We start from the raw sequence: 17,551 nt of genomic DNA, 5'->3' as shown, positions 1-17,551 counted from the left end.
CGGACCGTTGAAAAAACTGAAAGAAAGACATAAGGTTTGTGCATCAGTCGCTCACCTTATGTCTTTTTTCCAACTTCTACATTAAATTAACCAATTATATCATGAAACTATTCAACAATCTCGCCGTCACTTGCGGACTCCTTGGCATGAGTCTTGGATTACATGCAGCCGACGGTGATCTCCTCGCTTTCCCCGGAGCTGAAGGTTTTGGACGGTACACTAAGGGCGCACGTGCTGTCACAGCTCCCGAAATCTATCATGTGACCAATCTTAATGACGCAGGAGCGGGTTCATTCCGCGACGCTGTCAGCAAGGAAGGCCGCATCATTGTTTTTGATGTCTCCGGAGTCATCAATCTTAAATCTGCCCTCGTTTTCAAGGGCAAAAATACGGTGCTCGGACAGACTGCCCCCGGCGAAGGTGTGCAGGTCTATGGTGACCGCATCAGCTTCTCCAACGCTTCTCAGCTGATTGTACGCAACATGCGTTTCCGTATGGGTATCAAAGGCACGAGCGGTGCGGATGCCTGCGGAGTGGCCAACGGAACCGACATGATTTTTGACCATCTCTCCGTTCTTTGGGGACGTGACGAAAATTTCTCCGTCAGCTGGGACAATAAGAACACTCGTCCGGCAAACATTACCATTCAGAATTCAATTATCGGTCAGGGACTCCAGTCTCACTCATGCGGCGGTCTGATTCAGACCATCGGAGGTGTGACCCTCTACCGTAATCTATATGTCGAGAATAAGACCCGTAATCCAAAGGTCAAGGGTCTCAACCAGTATGTCAACAACGTCGTCTATAACTGGGGCGAAGGCGGTTGCTACATCATGAGTGATTCCGAGGGCGACTCGTGGGCCGACATCGAAAATAACTATTTCGTGAAAGGTCCGTGGAACAGTTCGACAGATCCCTTTGTGCGCGGTATCAAGAGCTTCCGTTACTATGGAGCGGGCAACTATTACGATGCCAATAAGGACGGTGAACTCAACGGTCACCTTATGACTGAGGATGAGATGCGTGGCGCGCAGAACGGCACAGCTCCTTACTCCACTTATTTCAGTTCGCTCGAAGCTCTAAATGCTGACATTACCGAGTACAACAAGACCGCTACCGAACAGATCCAGCTTATTTCACCTATCAGCAATGTATTGTCGGCTGAAGATGCTTACAAATGGATGCTCACGAGTGTCGGTCCTGTGCTTCCCGTGCGTGATGAAGTTGATCAGTACATTATTGATGAAATCGCTTCCTACGGCACTGCAGGAACAAAGAACGGTATCACCAGTGAATCGCAGCTTCCGCATAAGGGCACGGGTGTGCTTTCCGGAGGCGTGAAGCCCCTTGACTCTGACGGCGATGCCATCCCCGACGAGTGGGAAAAGGCCAATGGTCTCAATCCCAACGACGCTTCGGATGCCGTGGCTATCGATCCCGCTACCGGCTATACTTGGATCGAGGTTTATGCCAACTCAATCACCGAGGCATACCCCTACATCAAGAAGCCCGTCAAGTTTGCAACCGGTGAGCCTTCCAAGACTGCTGTCGTACTCTCTTGGGACGTCAACAAGAACACCGAAAACGGTTTCGTTGTCGAGCTTTCGACCGACGGCACGAACTTTACCGAGGCTGCTACCCCCGCAGCCGGAGCTTCGTCATTTGAGTTGACCGGACTCACCCCTGAGACAAAATACTGGGTACGTCTGCGTGCCACTGACGGCAAGGGTCTCTACTCGGACTATACCGACACCCTTGAGTTTACGACTATCGGTGATCCCTCCGCTCCCAAAGCCTCTGTCAATCCTTTCCCTGCCGACGGTGCGAAGGAGGGTGTCGCCAACGGCCTTAAACTCACTTGGGAAAACAACGTCAACACCTACGGCGGCGATGTCACCTACACCGTGATGCTCGGCGAGAACCGTGATGAACTTGCATCCGTTGCTACCGGACTGACCAAAACCGAATGGGACGCTACAGCAGCAGTCGCAGCAGGCAAGACATACTACTGGCGTGTGGATGCCACTAACACCCTCGGCACTACTCAGGGTGATCTCTGGAGTTTCTCGACCACTGCCGGAGGTGTGCTGTTCTACACTGACTTCACCACAACCCCCGCAGAGTATGCCGAGAAATACGGTTCGCTCACCGGCAATACCGATATCTTCAAGAAAGGCTCAAAGAATTCTTCAATGACCTTCAACGGGATGGTAATAGGTGTCGGCGAGACCGCAAGCCGCATTGTGGCAATGCCCGGATGCTTCTCCGAGGACGGCTCTAAGGATTATGGTCCTGCAAGCGATGACGACAAGGGCGCGACTGCCAACTGTATCCAGTTCATCAACGGTAGCGAATACGTCACCACTCCCGCCGTTCAGGGTCCATGTGTCGTCACCTATTACCTCGGCAACCCCTCGACATCGCAGCAGACCGTTAAGCTCTACACCATTGCCGGCGGATCGGAGACCTCGCAGGATCTCGTGCTCGGTGCTAAGAAGAGAATCTTCAAGTTCACCTACACCTATGCTAATGCCGGTGAGGTGCAGTTCCGCCTTGAATCCAACGGCAAGAAAATCGACGTCAACGATATCCTGATCGAGCGTTATATCGCCCCCGAAGGTGAGGAGGCACTCGAACTGACCGCCGGAAGTCTTGAAAACGACGTTGAATACACCGACGGCTCGATTTCGCTTACATTCAATCAGGAAGTGAAGTATCAGGGCGATGCAGTGATCGAAGGTGTACATCAGTATGAGACCATCACTGTCGGCACGAGCGGTACCAAACTCAATATCGCTTATGAGGCTCTCGACGCCAACTCGGCCTACACTGTCAAGTTCCCCGCCGGTGTCCTTACCAACGTCAGCGGTGATAAGTCGTTTGTCGGCGACATCCGCATCAACACCGGTGACTTCCCCCGCGAGAAGGCTGACGGTGAGACCCACTGGGGCAAGGCTGCAAAGAACCTCCCGATCAACTTCGCACCATTCAACGAGACCGCACCCTTCGAGACCGTAGGTTCACTCGTCCAGACTCAGCAGAACGACTATCCCCACTGGTGTCAGGTTGCCGGTGGCGACAATGCCGGTGAGATCACCGCTGACCATGTCACTTTCCGTTCAGCATCGAGCAGCGATAAGGTCATGGCCTACTTCGGTGCTGAGGCCAAGCAGCTCCATCTCGAAGTCGAGGCTGCCGAAGGCACTACAGTCCGCCTGAAGGTTCAGGAGACCCGCAATGCCGACGTCGCACCCACATGGCGCACTATCCGTGTCCTCACCGAGAAGGATCTGCCTTTCAGCGGCGAGTTTGATCTCAATCCCGCATCACGTTTCGTCAAGATTACCCCTGCGTCCGTCACCGGTGCAGTAACCGTCAAGGCTATGCGTATCTCGGATGCCACAGGCTTCTTCGGCGAGGATTTCAGCGGTATCTCTGACATCGTTGTCGATGAGAATGCTCCCGTCGAGTATTTCAATCTTCAGGGAATCCGTGTCGATAACCCCGCTCCCGGTCTCTATATCCGCCGTCAGGGAGGCAAGACCGAAAAAGTCATCGTGAAGTGACACGAGTGAGGCTCTGACCTTTCAAATCCGACATTTAATCATGGCCTGACAGGAGCGACTGATCCTGTCAGGCCATTTTGCATTTAATGTAGCTGTTATTGGGGATGAGACATTTTGTTAAATTTAGATTTTTGCGTTAAAATTGAAGTTATTTGTAAAAAAAGATAGCCGGAATCGATCTTTAATGTGACAATTGTGTAGCAAAATGTAAAATTTTAGATTTATTCTTTGTCATTTACATTTTTTATATATTACTTTGCAGACCTCATTGGAGAAATGGAGGATATTGTTGTGTTTCCGATAGCTTACTCTTTCCTGAGTTTAAGAATGTATAGCGTCCTTCAGAACCAAAGAATCCATAAATAATAGTAATTCAGCATAGAAATTTTAATCAAGTATCGAAGCAATATGAGAAAGAATGCAGTGCGACTGTTAGGCATGTTCCTTATCTTTCTTATGGTAGGTGTGCAATTTTCTGTTGCACAAACCGTTACCGGACAAGGAACTCCTCCTAAGACTAAATTCGCCGGCGTGGTCATTGATGACAATGACGAACCGCTCCCCGGTGTTACTGTCGTCGTGGCCAACAAACCCAGCGTAATCGCCATCACCGATGCCGATGGCAAGTTCACCATGTTCTATCAAGGCTCTACGTGCCGCCTCAAGTTTTCATATATAGGTATGAAGACTCAGGAAGTGCGTTGCACAGCCGGAAAGGATATTACCGTGCGTATGGAGCCCGATGCGACCTCGCTCGGCGAGGTCGTCGCCAACGGTATCTATACCCGTAACATAGAGAGCTTCACTGGCTCTGTATCGACCTTTAAGGGTGAGGAATTGAAAAACATTGCTCCTCAGGGTATCATCAAGAGCCTTGCAATCCTTGATCCATCGATCGTCCTGACCGATAATCTTGAATTCGGTTCTGACCCCAACCGTCTTGCCGACATATCTATCAACGGTAAGATGAACGTGCAGGCACTTTCAGCCGAGTATGAGACCGACCCTAACCAGCCTCTCTTCATCCTCGATGGATTTGAATCTAATCTCCAGACCATCAATGACCTCAACATGGACCGTATCGAGAGCATCTCTATCCTCAAGGATGCTTCCGCCACAGCCATCTACGGTTCGAAAGCTGCCAACGGTGTGATTGTCGTCGAGACAAAGAAGCCCACCGCCGGCCGTCTCCGCCTGACCTACAACGGTTCGCTTACCGTGGCTTGGGCCGACCTCAGCGACTACAACCTTATGAACGCGGCCGAGAAGCTGCAGTACGAACTCCTCTCCGGTGTTTACAGCAGTCTTAATTCCGACGGTTCTACGCTTGGTCTCGGACCTGACGGTCTCCCGATCAGTGAGGGTATGCGTGCCCAGTACATGGAGCGTCTCCGTCTCGTGCAGTCAGGCCACAACACCTACTGGATGAACGAGCCTCTGCGCACAGCGTTCACTCAGAACCACAATGTCTATATGGAAGGCGGTGACCAGTCATTCCGTTACGGTGCAGGTCTTTCCTACGGCAAGACCGAAGGTGTGATGAAGGGATCGGACCGCGACGTTATCAACGGCAACATCATGCTGACCTATCGTGTCGATAATTTCAGCTTCTCTAACCAGACCACTATCGCGCATACAAACACAAGCAATGAGACCGTGCCTTTCAGCCGTTTCTCTCAGATGAGTCCTTACTATGAGAAGGTCAACGAGGATGGCGAAGTAGCGAAATACGTCTATAATGATGAAAACAACACCGTATGGAATCCCCTTTGGGATCTGCGTCAGAACAGCTACTCCAAAGGTGAGATCATGGGTGTGACCGACAACTTCCAGTTCGAATGGCGAGTGTCAAACAATCTCCGTCTGCGCGGTAACGCACAGTACTCGACCTCAAAGACCACAAACGAGGTCTTCGTATCACCTAATGAGACCTCGCAGGCCAATCTTGAAGCCATCAAGCGCGGTAGCTACAAAAATTCGTCGATCAACAATAACCGTTGGAGCGGTCGTGTAAATGCCACTTACGGTGTCAACTGGGGTGTCAACACCTTCAACGCTGTCGGCGGTTTCCAAGCAGAGGAGGATCACTCAAAGAGCAATGCCTATGGCGCGCAGGGTTATCTCAACGACCTCTTCACAAGCCCGAACTTCGCTGTCGGTTATCCCGACGGAGGCAAACCTACCGCTACTGATGTCAAGAGCCGCAACGTCAGCTACTATGCCAATGCCAACTATGCCTACGACATGCGTTACCTCGTCGATCTCAACCTCACCCGTTCAGGTGCGTCGCAGTTCGGTGTCGATGATCCCTTCACCACCACATGGTCAGTCGGTTTAGGCTGGAATGCCCACAATGAAAAGTGGTTCAAGCCTAACCGCTACATCTCCTATCTCAAACTGAATGCGTCCTACGGTAACCCCGGTAACCAGAACTATGATGCCAAACTTGCATCAAGCATCTACACTTATCTCACTGACTACACCAATCCCTTCGGTGTCGCAGCCATCATAAGCCAGTGGGGCAACGCCGGATTGAAATGGCAGAAGACCAAAACATTCAACGTTGGCCTGACCACCACCATGCTTGACAACCGTCTCAATCTTAACGCCAACTTCCAGATCCGCAAAACAGAGCCTCAGCTTGTCCGCATCGAACTTCCAAGCTCAACCGGTGCGACCTCCGCTCCTATGAATATCGGCGGTACTGACAACCGTTCGTTCTCTCTTACAGCCACCTACTACATCATCCGTCATGGAGATTTCAACTGGTATGTAAGTGCCAACCTCAACCATAACAAGACCAAGTACTACAAGATCGGCGATTCGCTGGAACAGTACAATCAGGAAGGCAAGAAGATCGAATCGCTCACGCTCACACGTATGTATGACGGCGCAAGCACTACGGGTCTCTATGCCGTGCGCTCAGCCGGTATCGACCCCGCAACTGGTAATGAAGTGTTCCTCCGCAAGGATGGCACATATACCTACGAGTGGAGCACCGACAACGAAGTGCTCGTCGGCGACAGCAATCCCGATCTGACCGGTGCGTTCAGCACATCGTTCCTCTACAAAGGTTTCAGCTTCGGTGCATCGTTCACTTATCGTACAGGCGGCGATGTAGTGCTCACGACACTCATGGATAAGGTGGAGAACATCTCTGCCACCGACCGTCTCTACAATCAGGACCGTCGCGCTCTCACCGACCGTTGGAAGCAGCCGGGCGATATAGCCAAGTACAAGCGCATCGACGACACCACGCCGACCTACACGAGCAGCCGTTTCATAGCTACCGAGCACACTCTGCAGTGCTCGTCCATCACCATCGGTTACCGCTCCACCAAATGGCCCTTCATCCAGAAGATCGGTGCAAGCTCGTTTGATGTACGTGCCTATATGAACGACATCTTCCGTATCTCCAACATCAAGGAGGAACGCGGTCTGTCCTATCCCTTCCAGCGTTCGTTCTCGATCTCACTTGGTTTGAGCTTCTAATCCACAACAACGAAAGACACAGAAAATATGAAGACAATAAATAAAGCTAAAATATTTGCCGCGACCGCCCTTCTTGGCTTCGGCCTGAGTTCATGCTCGGACTGGCTGGATGTCAAGATGGAGGATCAGGTGATGGAAAATACTCTTTTCAGCAACTATTCAGGCTATCTTGCAGCTCTCAACGGCGCATACGTCAGCATGAATGCCCTCTACAGCACCACATATACTGTCAGCGGTCTCGATGTCATGGCTCAATATTACAACGTGACATCCAACAATGACCACAAGCAGAAGCTGTTTTCGAGCTATAGCTATACCGATACCGGATTTGAGACCTACAACAATGCCATCTGGAGCAAGGCTTACGAGATCATAGCCGACATCAACGTCGTCATCGAACGTTGCAACGGCGACAATCCCCTCACTGCCAAGCAGCGCGCCATCATTCTCGGCGAGGCTCTGGCTCTGCGCGGTTATCTCCATCTGGATCTCCTCCGTCTCTACGGCCCGATCTACAGCGAGGATCCCACTGCCGCTTGCATCCCTTATCAGAACACTTCCTCACGTGAGATCCAGCCCCTTCTTCCGGCCAGCGAGGTTCTCACCCGTGTTATCGATGACCTCAAGGCAGGTGCAGCTCTGCTGAAGGACTATGACCCGATCATCACCGAGGGCGTGAAGAACACCTCGATTGAGGATGACGGTCTCTCGTCCTACGATATGTCTCTCCGTCAGCTCCGCATGAACTATTATGCCGTCGAGGCTCTCCTCGCACGTGCATATCTCTGGGGCGGTGACAAAGCGGAGGCCTACAACATCGCAAAGAATGAGATCATCGACAAGATTACCACTGACGGCCTCGTGGTGTTCCCGTGGACCACACGCGCTCAGGTGACGGCTGAAACCGCCCCTGACCGTATTTTCTCATCAGAAGTATTCTTCGCGCTCTATAATTCAAAGCGTTACGATATGGTACAGGCTGCGTTCTTCGCCGAGACGCTTACTCCGACCAAGAGCCGTCTGACATTTTACGGTGAGAACATGACCACCAAATCGAAGATCACGACTTTTTATGACGATGACAATGACCTGCGCCGGACATTGTGGGAGGTTGTAGAGCCGACTGACGAGGAAAAAGCCGCAGCTTCGATATGGTCACCCGCCACTACCTCGCTCGTGCTGACAAAGTACAAGGATTTCAGCGGCACTGCGATGTATCGCTACATGATCCCCCTCATCCGTCTTGGAGAAATCTATCTGATAGCAGCCGAGGCCGCTCCCACTGAGACAGAAGGCCGCACATTCCTCAACACCCTCCGTCAGCACAGAGATTGCCAGAACATAGCGGAGGAGGCCGACTTCGGCAATGCGCTCACATTCGAGATGGCGAGGGAAGTCATCGGCGAGGGTCAGCTCTTCTACTTCTACAAGCGTCGCGGTGCGACGGAGCTTATCGGTGGTACGGGCGACACATGGTCAGGCTACATCCCCCAGTATAGCATGAACAAGACCAACTATGTCTGGCCTCTGCCGCAGTCCGAGAGCAACAAGCGACTTACCAACAATAAATAATCCACATATACATCCGACATTTATATATGAAAAGAATTATCTATATACTTTGCGCGCTGTTCTCTTTGCCGGTCATGAACTCCTGCTCGGAGCATGAAATCCCGATGTACGACGGCAAGGATGCAATTTTCTTTGACCAGCAGTATGGTGTCGCGTGGTTCGACACCGTTCGCCAGAGCCATCAGCTTTATTCGCTCGTCTCTTTCGGTCTCATGATCGATCCGGATTCGACGGTCATGGTGAAGATCGAAACCACCGGCTATCTCAAGAATTATGACAGACCTTTCGGAATCGAGATCGTCAATGACAGTACCACTGCTATCGAAAACACTGAATTTGAACTTCCAGTAAAGAATCCTGTCATTCTCGCCGGACAGAACAGTACATACATCCCCGTGATCTATCACCGTTCCGACCGTATGTCACAGGAGACCGTGCAGCTCCAGATCAGACTCGTTCCGGGCGAGCATTTCAGCCTACCCTTCGGCCCTGACGGAATCGGAGTCATGCCTAAGCGTGCCACCGGTGGCGATGTATTCACCGAATACAGTACCAACGCCGATCCTTCCATCCACAACATATTCGCCAACGCGCTTCTCAAAAAGCCCAAGGGCTGGAATGCTAGGCAGTTCGGTGAATATAGCCAGAAAAAGTTCGCCCTCATGCTTGAGATCACTGAGGCGGAGCTGGGATGGACCGTGCTTGACTTCGAGAATGATACTAACAATAAAATGAGTATCTCACGTGCGCCTATTGTCGCTACCCATGTGGCAACCTACCTTATGGAGCAGTATTTCAAGGGTCGCGAATACTGGGTTCTTGACGAAGACGGCTCCATGATGTGGGTGCTGGGTGTCACTTGGACCGAAGGTACTGATCCCAACACCATGACTGCCGCTAATTAAAAAAATAAATCCGTATCGACATGAAAAAGATATATATGTTACCCCTCTTGGCACTCTGCCTCTCTGCTTGTGTGGATGATGAGGGAAACTACAAATACTCTGACCTTAACGAGGTCACGATTGAAAATTTCGAGAGCAGATACAGTGCCATCTCACAGGTGGATCGCATCCAGATAAGTCCTGAAGTCAGCAGTACGCTCTATGGCGAGGACACAAGTGACATGGAGTTCACATGGTCTGTCTGTCTGGATAACCTCAGTCACGAGCACATCGTGCTATCGCATGAAAAGGATCTTGACTGGCTGGTCGATATCGATCCCGGTTCTTACAATCTTTATTTCACTGTCAGAAGCAAGAGCGAAGGTGTCGAGGATCTGTTCCAAGCGTCTCTTACAGTGTCCTCACCGCTGACCACAGGATTCCTCGTGCTTGGAGATCTTGTGTCGGACAACCGTTGCGCTGTCGATATGATCGCTATGCCGACCGGACGTGACACGATGGTGGTCGAGGATGTGTATGACAATTCTCAGCTCCGTCTGCAGAATCCGGAGAAGATTATATTTGCAGGTTACCACTATTCGGGTGCCGAGGGTCACCGACAGGCTCTCTGGATGCTTGCCGACAACAAGGCCCGCCGTATGACTTCCGGCTCATCGTTCGAGGATCTCGGTGAATTCAATGACCTTGCTCTTGTCGAGGTGGATTATCCCGTCACCAAACCGGCAGTGATGCGCGACATGTTCCCGCATCAGTCAGTGATTTCAGGTCGTGCGCAGAACCTCAGTCAGATGTATCGAGGCTATGTTACCGATGAAGTCGTGGTCGTAGCTTCCGTGATGATGCTGGAGTACTTTACCGAACCGTGCAACCGATATGAGAGAAACTCGTCCTCTCCCTTATTCAAGCCTTCGCCCTACGTGTTCTACCGGGCAGCCTACAACAGTGCCTACTCTACCTGTCTCATATACAATATGGATGATGACTGCTTCGCATACGTGAATTATTCGGAATATAACTCCACCAAGCTCAAGGACAGTGAGACCGATCCTTGGAAATTCGATGCGAGGTCGGAAGGCCGTAAGCTCGTGTATGGCGAAAACACTTTCAGCAATGTATCGTATGCCCTCATGACTGACAGCGATGACAACTATTATATCTATGGTTTCACCGCTCCCACGTCAGCCACGGGAACTGCCGCAAAGCAGGCTCTCGTTACTGTCGATAAGTCAATTGCCACTGATTTTGACAAGGCTTCGAACTACATGTTCTCCGCCACACGTACATCTGTGTTCTACACTGTAGGTTCGCGCCTCTATCAGTATGACTGGGCTCGTAAGATGATCGAACACGTGGATTTCGACGGCGAGATCACAATGCTGAAACCCGATTATCTTTCCACCGGATCGAATTACTATTTCCTTGTGGCTACATATAGCGATGAGGGTGAGGGTATGATCTATAAGATGGAAAGATCCGACGATCCGAACTCTCTCACCATGACTAACCTTCTCAAGTGGCCGAGCCGACTGAAAGTGAAGGATATGGAATGGAAGAATGCCAACTAAATCTTTGCTGAGGTAAGATAAACAAAATCCCGTGTGGCTGGGCTAACACCGGTTGAGGTTGCCGTCACGCGGGATTTTTCTTGTTGCTTGTATCGCAGCAATGGTGGCCGGCAGTCCCGGCGTGAAAATATTTTTTTTCATGCGTTTTAATCTTTTTGAGTTTCCGTCAGTCATAATAATAATGGCCCTGTCGGAGCAAAGTGAGGAGCAAGACTTAGTTCCGGCTGCAGTCCCCCTTCAATCCAACCATAAACGAATAAATCAATCTTAAAACATATTACCATAAGTTATGAAGAAAATTGCTATCGCTTCACTGCTTCTTGCAGCGACAGCACTTGTGTCTCCGGCGCAGACTGAATTCCGACACATCGGATTTGACGAGGCTCTCAAAGCCGCCAAGCAGGAAAATAAACTCGTGTTCATTGACTTCTTCACCACTTGGTGCGGACCCTGCAAGATGATGTCGTCCAAGACTTTCCCTCAGAAGGAAGTCGGTGACTTCATGAATGCCAAATTCATTCCCCTGAAACTTGATGCCGAGAAGGAAGGCGAGGAACTTGCCCGCCAGTATGGTGTGCAGGCTTATCCTACCTACGTCGTTATCGATGCTGACGGCAAGGAAGTGGCCAAGTTCACCGGTTACATGGACGGACAGAAGTTCATCGACAAGGTGGATGCCGCTCTTGATCCCGAACAGCAGCCCGCACGCATCAAGTCACGCTATGAGGCCGGTGAGCGCACTCCGAAAGTGGTCAATGCCTACGCGATGCAGCTTATGGAGCAGCGTAAGGAAGACGAGGGTTTCAAGGTTGTGGATGAGTACTTCAACTCACTCTCCGACGCCGACCGTCTGAAGCCGGAGAATGCTTTCCTCTTCACCGTCTATACCATCAACCTTGACAATGACCGCGCACGTTTCATGACCGCGCACCGTGATGAATTCCCCGAACCTGTCCGCGGCGATATCAACAAGCTCCTCGGCCGTCTCTACAACAGTTCGCTCAACACATACTTCTCCGGTTATATGTTCCGCGAGGGTAAATATGACGTTCAGAAGTTCAACGACCTCAAAGCTATGCTTGACACGCTTGGCGTTGCGACTTCGGACAATGCTCTCGTCTATGAGTTTGTCGAGAAGCGTCCCGGAATGACCGATGCCGAGTACTTTGACTTCATCAAGGCCAATTACAGCAAGCTCACCCCTCACTGGCGCGACATGCTTTTCCTCAATCTGACCCGCCTTGTCACTCCCGAACCTGAACTCAAGGGCGATATGTCCAAGTTCCTGCGTGCCAACCTTTCCGAACTCAGCCCGATCGGCATCCAGTTCGCCGGCCGTACACTTCAGGGTCTTGAGAGCGAGGATTGATACTCTGAGCAAGCTCAAACCATATTCACACTGACAACCCCGAAAACAAGTTTATGTGTAAAAGATTTTTAGGGCTGCCCTTATCCCTGACCGCCATACTTTTTGTCGTGGCGGTCAGCGTCATGTCTGTAAGGGCCGAAGAGAATGCCCGTTTCATCGACTATGCTTCGATGGAGGCAGCCGCGACAGGAAAGCTGCGCAACTATATGAAAGCCCATCCGGGCATCAACAGTGACTCGCTGCGGAAAAATGTGCTCGGTAGTCTGACCGACGGACATGTCGGCAAGGCTTCCGACCTGCTTCCGGCAAAGAAAAAGAAACTTACTCCGCAGGAACTCTACGAGACGGCGCGCAAAAGCTCGCTGATTTTCGGTAAGATGGAGCATAATGACAATTTTCAGGCTGATTCGGCCTACAAGACGGCATCGGCGGTCGTTCTGACCCCCGAGGGAGTTTGTGCCACGAATTATCATGTCGTGGCCGATCTCGTCCTCAGCGGAGCTTTAGGCCAGACGGACAGGAATGATCTGATCAATTTCGTCATGGACTGTGATGGGAATGTCTTTCCGCTCACAGGGGTTTTGGCCGTAGATCCCATCAATGACTGGGCGATCATCAAGGTTGATCCCTGCGGACAGAAGCTGACTCCTGCTCCGGTGGGCGACGACGTTGCCCCCGGAACGCCGGTCTATTGCCTTGCAAGTCCTACAGGAAATTATTTCCATTTTACGGACGGAATGGTGTCGAACCGCACACGCACGTTTAACAAGCGTACCGGACTCACGAAATACATTCTCGACATCACTGCCGACTACGGCGTCGGGGCAAGCGGAGGTCCGGTTTTCGATGAATGCGGCAACCTCGTGGCTCTGGTAAGCTCCACGCTTTCGGTCTATGCCCAGCCGCAGCAGTACCGTAATTTCCAGATGGCCTATAAGCAGACCGTCCCGGTGTTTCTTATAAAAGAATGTTTCACGGATTAACGCAGGTTCTTATGAAAAATATATGTGTCGCGCTTATCATTGCCGCCGGTTGTGTGCTGCCCTCGATGGCCCAGCATCGTCATGGACCCGGAAGACAGCAGAACCCCAATGACATGATGGCGAAGATGAAGGAGGAAGCTGCGGCTTATTATGCCGGAGCAGACACTGCCGACTATGGTGTCAGATACCGTTTCAAATACAAGTTCAACAAGGAGCATGATCTCGGCTACGAGGAGGACCGCGTGGTACTCGTCCGTCCGGAAGTGACTCTTGACATGAGTTACGAAGGGATAGGGGAGACCCGCTGGCGGCAGGCTCATCCTGACAGTCAGGGTGGCGACATGAGTCTGGCCTATCATCTCACTCCGTCATATTATTTCTATTATCCCGAAAGCGGCCGTTCGGTCAAGACTTACCGTATCATTGCCGAGGAGTTCCTGCTGAATGATTCAACGGGTGAGACCAACAAATGGAACATCACTTCCGAGAAAAAACGGATCGGAGATTATGAATGCCGTAAGGCTACTCTTGACAAGGACGGTCGCCGTTGGACCGCTTGGTTCACCAATGACCTGCCCCACAAAGCAGCTCCGCGTACGCTGACCGGACTTCCCGGAGTGGTTCTGGAAGTCTCGGATGCTGACGGGGAAGTGCGCTGGCTGTTCAACGGGATTGTGGAGAATCTTCCCGACAGCAAGCTCTATGTCAAGTTTCCCGATAAGTTCACGACAGTTCCTGCTGCGGACTTCCCGAAGATCGTGAAACTTTTCGGGCGTTCGTCCAACAGTACCATTCAGGATAGCGGCATAATGGACAAATATCCCGGTCATTATCCTGAAAAGTATCGTCCCTCGACCGGTATCGATGGTCTCAATATCGACAATCCAATCGAAAGATAAACTACTATGAGTCCGCGGGCGAGCGAACATATAGTCACGCCCGTCATACTGTCCTTACGATGTGAGGCCGTGTCAGAATCAGATTTGATTTCGACACGGCCTCACATCCATTTTTCATCTGAAATCGCGTCAGATACAATATTATTTTTGTGGCTACCAAAAAATTAGCTAACTTTGCACCCCAAAGTAGCCAACAATATGGAAACCAATATACTTACCGGGTTAATAGCGCGTCAGGCCGAACGCTATGGTGAGCGTCCCGCGCTGAGCGCACCCGACAGTGAAGGAAAATGGCACGATATCTCGTGGCGTCATCTTAGCGATGATGTCGATACCGCGGCGGCAGCTATGGCAGCCTTGGGTGTCCGTGAGGCGGATAATATCGCCACCTTCTCAGCCAATCGTCCCGAAAATATCGTGACGGACTACGCGTGTTTCAGAAACCGTGCGGTCTCCGTCTCAATCTATGCCACGAGTTCGCTCGAACAGCTTGCCTATATTATCAATGATGCGGGGTGTCCGCTCCTTTTCGTGGGAAATACCACCCAGTATCGCATAGCGCGGGCTGCTCTCCCGCTTTGTCCTTCGCTCAAGCGCATAGTCGTCATTAAGCCTATAGCTTTTGATGATGACGATACGTCGAGTATGCTTTGGGAGGATTTCATGAAGGTCGGCCGTGAGGCGTCGGATGAAATCCGCACTATGGTCAATGCCCGCTCGGCGACAGCTGTTCCTGAAGATATCGCGACTCTCGTCTATACATCCGGTACTACCGGAGAGCCGAAAGGTGCTGTCCTCACACATTCCAACTATGACGCCGCTATGGAGAGCCATCTTCAGCGGCTGACCATGGTCAGTGACAAGGATGTCTCGATGGCTTTCCTTCCGCTGAGTCACATATTCGAGAAGGGATGGTCATACTTCTGTCTGGTCAAGGGTGTGAAGATTGCTGTCAACCGTGACCCGCAGGATATCCAATCGACCATCCAGCAGGTGAGACCCACATGCATGTGTGCGGTTCCGCGCTTCTGGGAGAAGGTCTATACCGCCGTGCAGGAGAAGATAGCCACGATGAGTCCCGTGATGCGTATGCTCGTCGGGATGGCCCTGAAGGTGGGTCGTCGGCGCAATATCGACTACGCACGCGTCGGACGCAAAGCCCCTTGGTGGCTGGAGGCACGTTACCGCTTCTTCGATGCCAAGGTGTTCAGTCTCCTGCGTAAGGCCATAGGTATTGACCACGGTAATATATTCCCTACCGCCGGTGCGCCTGTCTCACCTAAGATTGTCGAATTTTTCCATGCCTGCGGAATAAATATCGTCGTGGGCTACGGTCTGTCGGAAACCACAGCTACCGTCACCTGTTTCCCCGAAGTAGGGTGGGAGATTGGCTCTGTCGGTACTCCCATACCGTTCGTGAAACTCATGATCGGCGATGAGAACGAAGTTCTGGTAAAGAGTCCGATGGTGATGCGCGGTTATTACAACAAGCCGGAGGAGACGGCCAAGGCTTTCACATCGGACGGATGGTTCCGCACGGGTGACGCAGGCTATATCGACGAGCATGGCTCGCTTTTCCTTACCGACCGCCTGAAGGATCTGTTCAAGACCTCCAACGGTAAATACATCGCTCCGCAGGCTGTCGAAACCCTTTTGTCGGAAGATAAGTACATTGACCAGATAGCAGTCATCGGTGACCGCCGCAAGTTTGTCTCGGCACTTATTGTGCCTGACTATACGGCCCTGAAGGATTTCGCGGCTTCTGAAAAAATCTCATATCATTCGATGGATGAGCTGGTGTGCAATGCCCGCGTCCGCGATATGATGGCCACGCGTATGGAGAAGATTCAGAAGGGTCTCGCTTCTTACGAGAAGGTGAAGCGTTTCGTGCTCCTCCCGCGTCCGTTCAGCATGGAGAACGGTGAGCTGACCAACACGCTCAAGATCAAGCGTCATGCAGTCAACCGCATTTACGCCAAGGAGATAGACTCGATGTATGAATGAACGTCAGCGCGATTTCAAAGCGTGTGTAGAAATAAAGAATATATTAATCAAAATTTGAATTACTCCAGAATGAAAGTAGCAATCGTAGGCGTCAGCGGCGCCGTAGGACAGGAATTCCTCCGTGTCCTTGACGAACAGAACTTCCCTATTGACGAACTCCTGCTCTTCGGCTCAGAGCGCAGTGCAGGTAAGACTTACACATTCCGCGGTAAGGACTATACTGTACAGCTTCTTCAGCACAATGATGATTTCAAGGGTGTGGATTTCGCTTTCGTATCGGCCGGTGCAGGTGTTTCGCGTGAATTTGCCGAAACCATCACCAAGCATGGTGCGGTCATGATTGACAATTCAAGTGCGTTCCGTATGGACAGCGACGTGCCTCTGGTTGTCCCCGAAGTTAACGGTGAGGATGCGTTTGACGCTCCCCGTGGCATCATCGCCAACCCTAACTGTACTACCGCCATCATGGTGGTGGCACTTAAACCCATCAATGATATCTCGCCCATCAAGCGCGTCCACGTAGCCACTTATCAGGCTGCTTCAGGAGCGGGTGCGGTGGCTATGCAGGAACTGGAAAACCAGTATGCGGAGCTTGCTGCCGGCAAAGAGCCTACGGTGGAGAAATTCGCTTATCAGCTTGCCTACAACCTCATTCCCCACATCGATGTGTTCCTTGACAATGACTACACCAAGGAGGAAATGAAGATGTATAATGAGACTAAGAAAATCATGCACGCGCCTGAACTTGAGGTGAGCGCGACATGTATCCGTGTTCCGGTCATGCGTGCCCACAGTGAGGCTGTATGGGTTGAAACAGAGTCGCCCGTCAGCGTGGAGCAGGCCCGTGAGGCATTCGGAAAGGCCGAAGGTCTTGTGGTGATCGACGAACCCGCCGCCAAGAAGTATCCCATGCCTCTTGATGCAGCAGGTAAAGATCCGGTATATGCAGGTCGTCTGCGCAAGGACATTGCCAATCCTAACGGTCTCACATTCTGGCTCGTCGGCGACCAGATCAAGAAGGGAGCAGCCCTCAACGCAGTCCAGATCGCACAGTACATGATCGCCCATCCCCGCAAGTAATAGGCGTAAAGACAACAATATGAAATCGAGGTCATCACAGTAGGTAATTGTGATGACCTCGAAATTTTTATGATGATATTGATCCATTTTGCGATGTGTAATTCGATAAAGATGAG

Annotated in this window: 10 protein-coding genes; all 10 read left to right on the top strand. The window is 51.4% G+C overall.

The window, feature by feature from the left end; translation table 11 throughout:
* Window positions 1-101 precede the first annotated feature (101 nt).
* The 10 genes from K2G41_RS07940 to K2G41_RS07895 all read left to right on the top strand — a co-directional run bounded on the left by K2G41_RS07940 (window position 102) and on the right by K2G41_RS07895 (window position 17,435).
* Window positions 102-3,566: a hypothetical protein gene (locus K2G41_RS07940; protein WP_300117082.1), complete on the top strand. Its 3,465-nt coding sequence runs from the start codon at window positions 102-104 to the stop codon at window positions 3,564-3,566.
* Window positions 3,567-3,974: 408 nt separating this feature from the next.
* Complete coding sequence (locus tag K2G41_RS07935; protein WP_300117080.1) at window positions 3,975-7,058, top strand: SusC/RagA family TonB-linked outer membrane protein; 3,084 nt, start codon at window positions 3,975-3,977, stop codon at window positions 7,056-7,058.
* 27 nt (window positions 7,059-7,085) lie between these two features.
* Window positions 7,086-8,630, top strand: coding sequence for a RagB/SusD family nutrient uptake outer membrane protein (locus K2G41_RS07930; RefSeq protein WP_300117078.1), 1,545 nt, complete (start codon window positions 7,086-7,088; stop codon window positions 8,628-8,630).
* 26 nt (window positions 8,631-8,656) lie between these two features.
* Window positions 8,657-9,535, top strand: a complete 879-nt coding sequence (locus K2G41_RS07925; protein ID WP_300117076.1) for a DUF4843 domain-containing protein — start codon at window positions 8,657-8,659, stop codon at window positions 9,533-9,535.
* Window positions 9,536-9,555: 20 nt separating this feature from the next.
* Window positions 9,556-11,100, top strand: a complete 1,545-nt coding sequence (locus K2G41_RS07920) for a PKD-like family lipoprotein (RefSeq protein WP_300117074.1) — start codon at window positions 9,556-9,558, stop codon at window positions 11,098-11,100.
* Window positions 11,101-11,389: 289 nt separating this feature from the next.
* Window positions 11,390-12,469 carry a thioredoxin family protein gene (locus tag K2G41_RS07915; protein ID WP_300117072.1) on the top strand — a complete coding sequence of 360 codons (1,080 nt, stop codon included), beginning with the start codon at window positions 11,390-11,392 and terminating at the stop codon, window positions 12,467-12,469.
* Between the two features lie 53 nt (window positions 12,470-12,522).
* A complete protein-coding gene (locus tag K2G41_RS07910; RefSeq protein ID WP_300117070.1) occupies window positions 12,523-13,452 on the top strand; it encodes a serine protease in 930 nt (309 codons plus the stop codon).
* 11 nt (window positions 13,453-13,463) lie between these two features.
* Window positions 13,464-14,351 carry a GLPGLI family protein gene (locus K2G41_RS07905; RefSeq protein ID WP_300117068.1) on the top strand — a complete coding sequence of 296 codons (888 nt, stop codon included), beginning with the start codon at window positions 13,464-13,466 and terminating at the stop codon, window positions 14,349-14,351.
* Window positions 14,352-14,549: 198 nt separating this feature from the next.
* A complete protein-coding gene (locus K2G41_RS07900; RefSeq protein ID WP_300117066.1) occupies window positions 14,550-16,355 on the top strand; it encodes a long-chain fatty acid--CoA ligase in 1,806 nt (601 codons plus the stop codon).
* 69 nt (window positions 16,356-16,424) lie between these two features.
* Entirely contained in the window at window positions 16,425-17,435 is a 1,011-nt protein-coding gene (locus K2G41_RS07895; protein WP_300117064.1) for an aspartate-semialdehyde dehydrogenase, read from the top strand.
* The last annotated feature ends 116 nt before the right edge of the window (window positions 17,436-17,551 follow it).

Origin of the sequence: Duncaniella sp. (genome assembly GCF_029056165.1) — a bacterium.
Lineage (GTDB): Bacteria > Bacteroidota > Bacteroidia > Bacteroidales > Muribaculaceae > Duncaniella.
The sequence above is the reverse complement of the archived record's forward strand: the minus strand, read 5'-3'. Positions and strand labels throughout refer to the sequence as shown.

Coding starts and splice junctions, on each gene's coding strand:
- K2G41_RS07940 (WP_300117082.1), top strand. CDS start 102: ATGAAACTATTCAACAATCTCGCCGTCACTTGCGGACTCCTTGGCATG.
- K2G41_RS07935 (WP_300117080.1), top strand. CDS start 3,975: ATGAGAAAGAATGCAGTGCGACTGTTAGGCATGTTCCTTATCTTTCTT.
- K2G41_RS07930 (WP_300117078.1), top strand. CDS start 7,086: ATGAAGACAATAAATAAAGCTAAAATATTTGCCGCGACCGCCCTTCTT.
- K2G41_RS07925 (WP_300117076.1), top strand. CDS start 8,657: ATGAAAAGAATTATCTATATACTTTGCGCGCTGTTCTCTTTGCCGGTC.
- K2G41_RS07920 (WP_300117074.1), top strand. CDS start 9,556: ATGAAAAAGATATATATGTTACCCCTCTTGGCACTCTGCCTCTCTGCT.
- K2G41_RS07915 (WP_300117072.1), top strand. CDS start 11,390: ATGAAGAAAATTGCTATCGCTTCACTGCTTCTTGCAGCGACAGCACTT.
- K2G41_RS07910 (WP_300117070.1), top strand. CDS start 12,523: ATGTGTAAAAGATTTTTAGGGCTGCCCTTATCCCTGACCGCCATACTT.
- K2G41_RS07905 (WP_300117068.1), top strand. CDS start 13,464: ATGAAAAATATATGTGTCGCGCTTATCATTGCCGCCGGTTGTGTGCTG.
- K2G41_RS07900 (WP_300117066.1), top strand. CDS start 14,550: ATGGAAACCAATATACTTACCGGGTTAATAGCGCGTCAGGCCGAACGC.
- K2G41_RS07895 (WP_300117064.1), top strand. CDS start 16,425: ATGAAAGTAGCAATCGTAGGCGTCAGCGGCGCCGTAGGACAGGAATTC.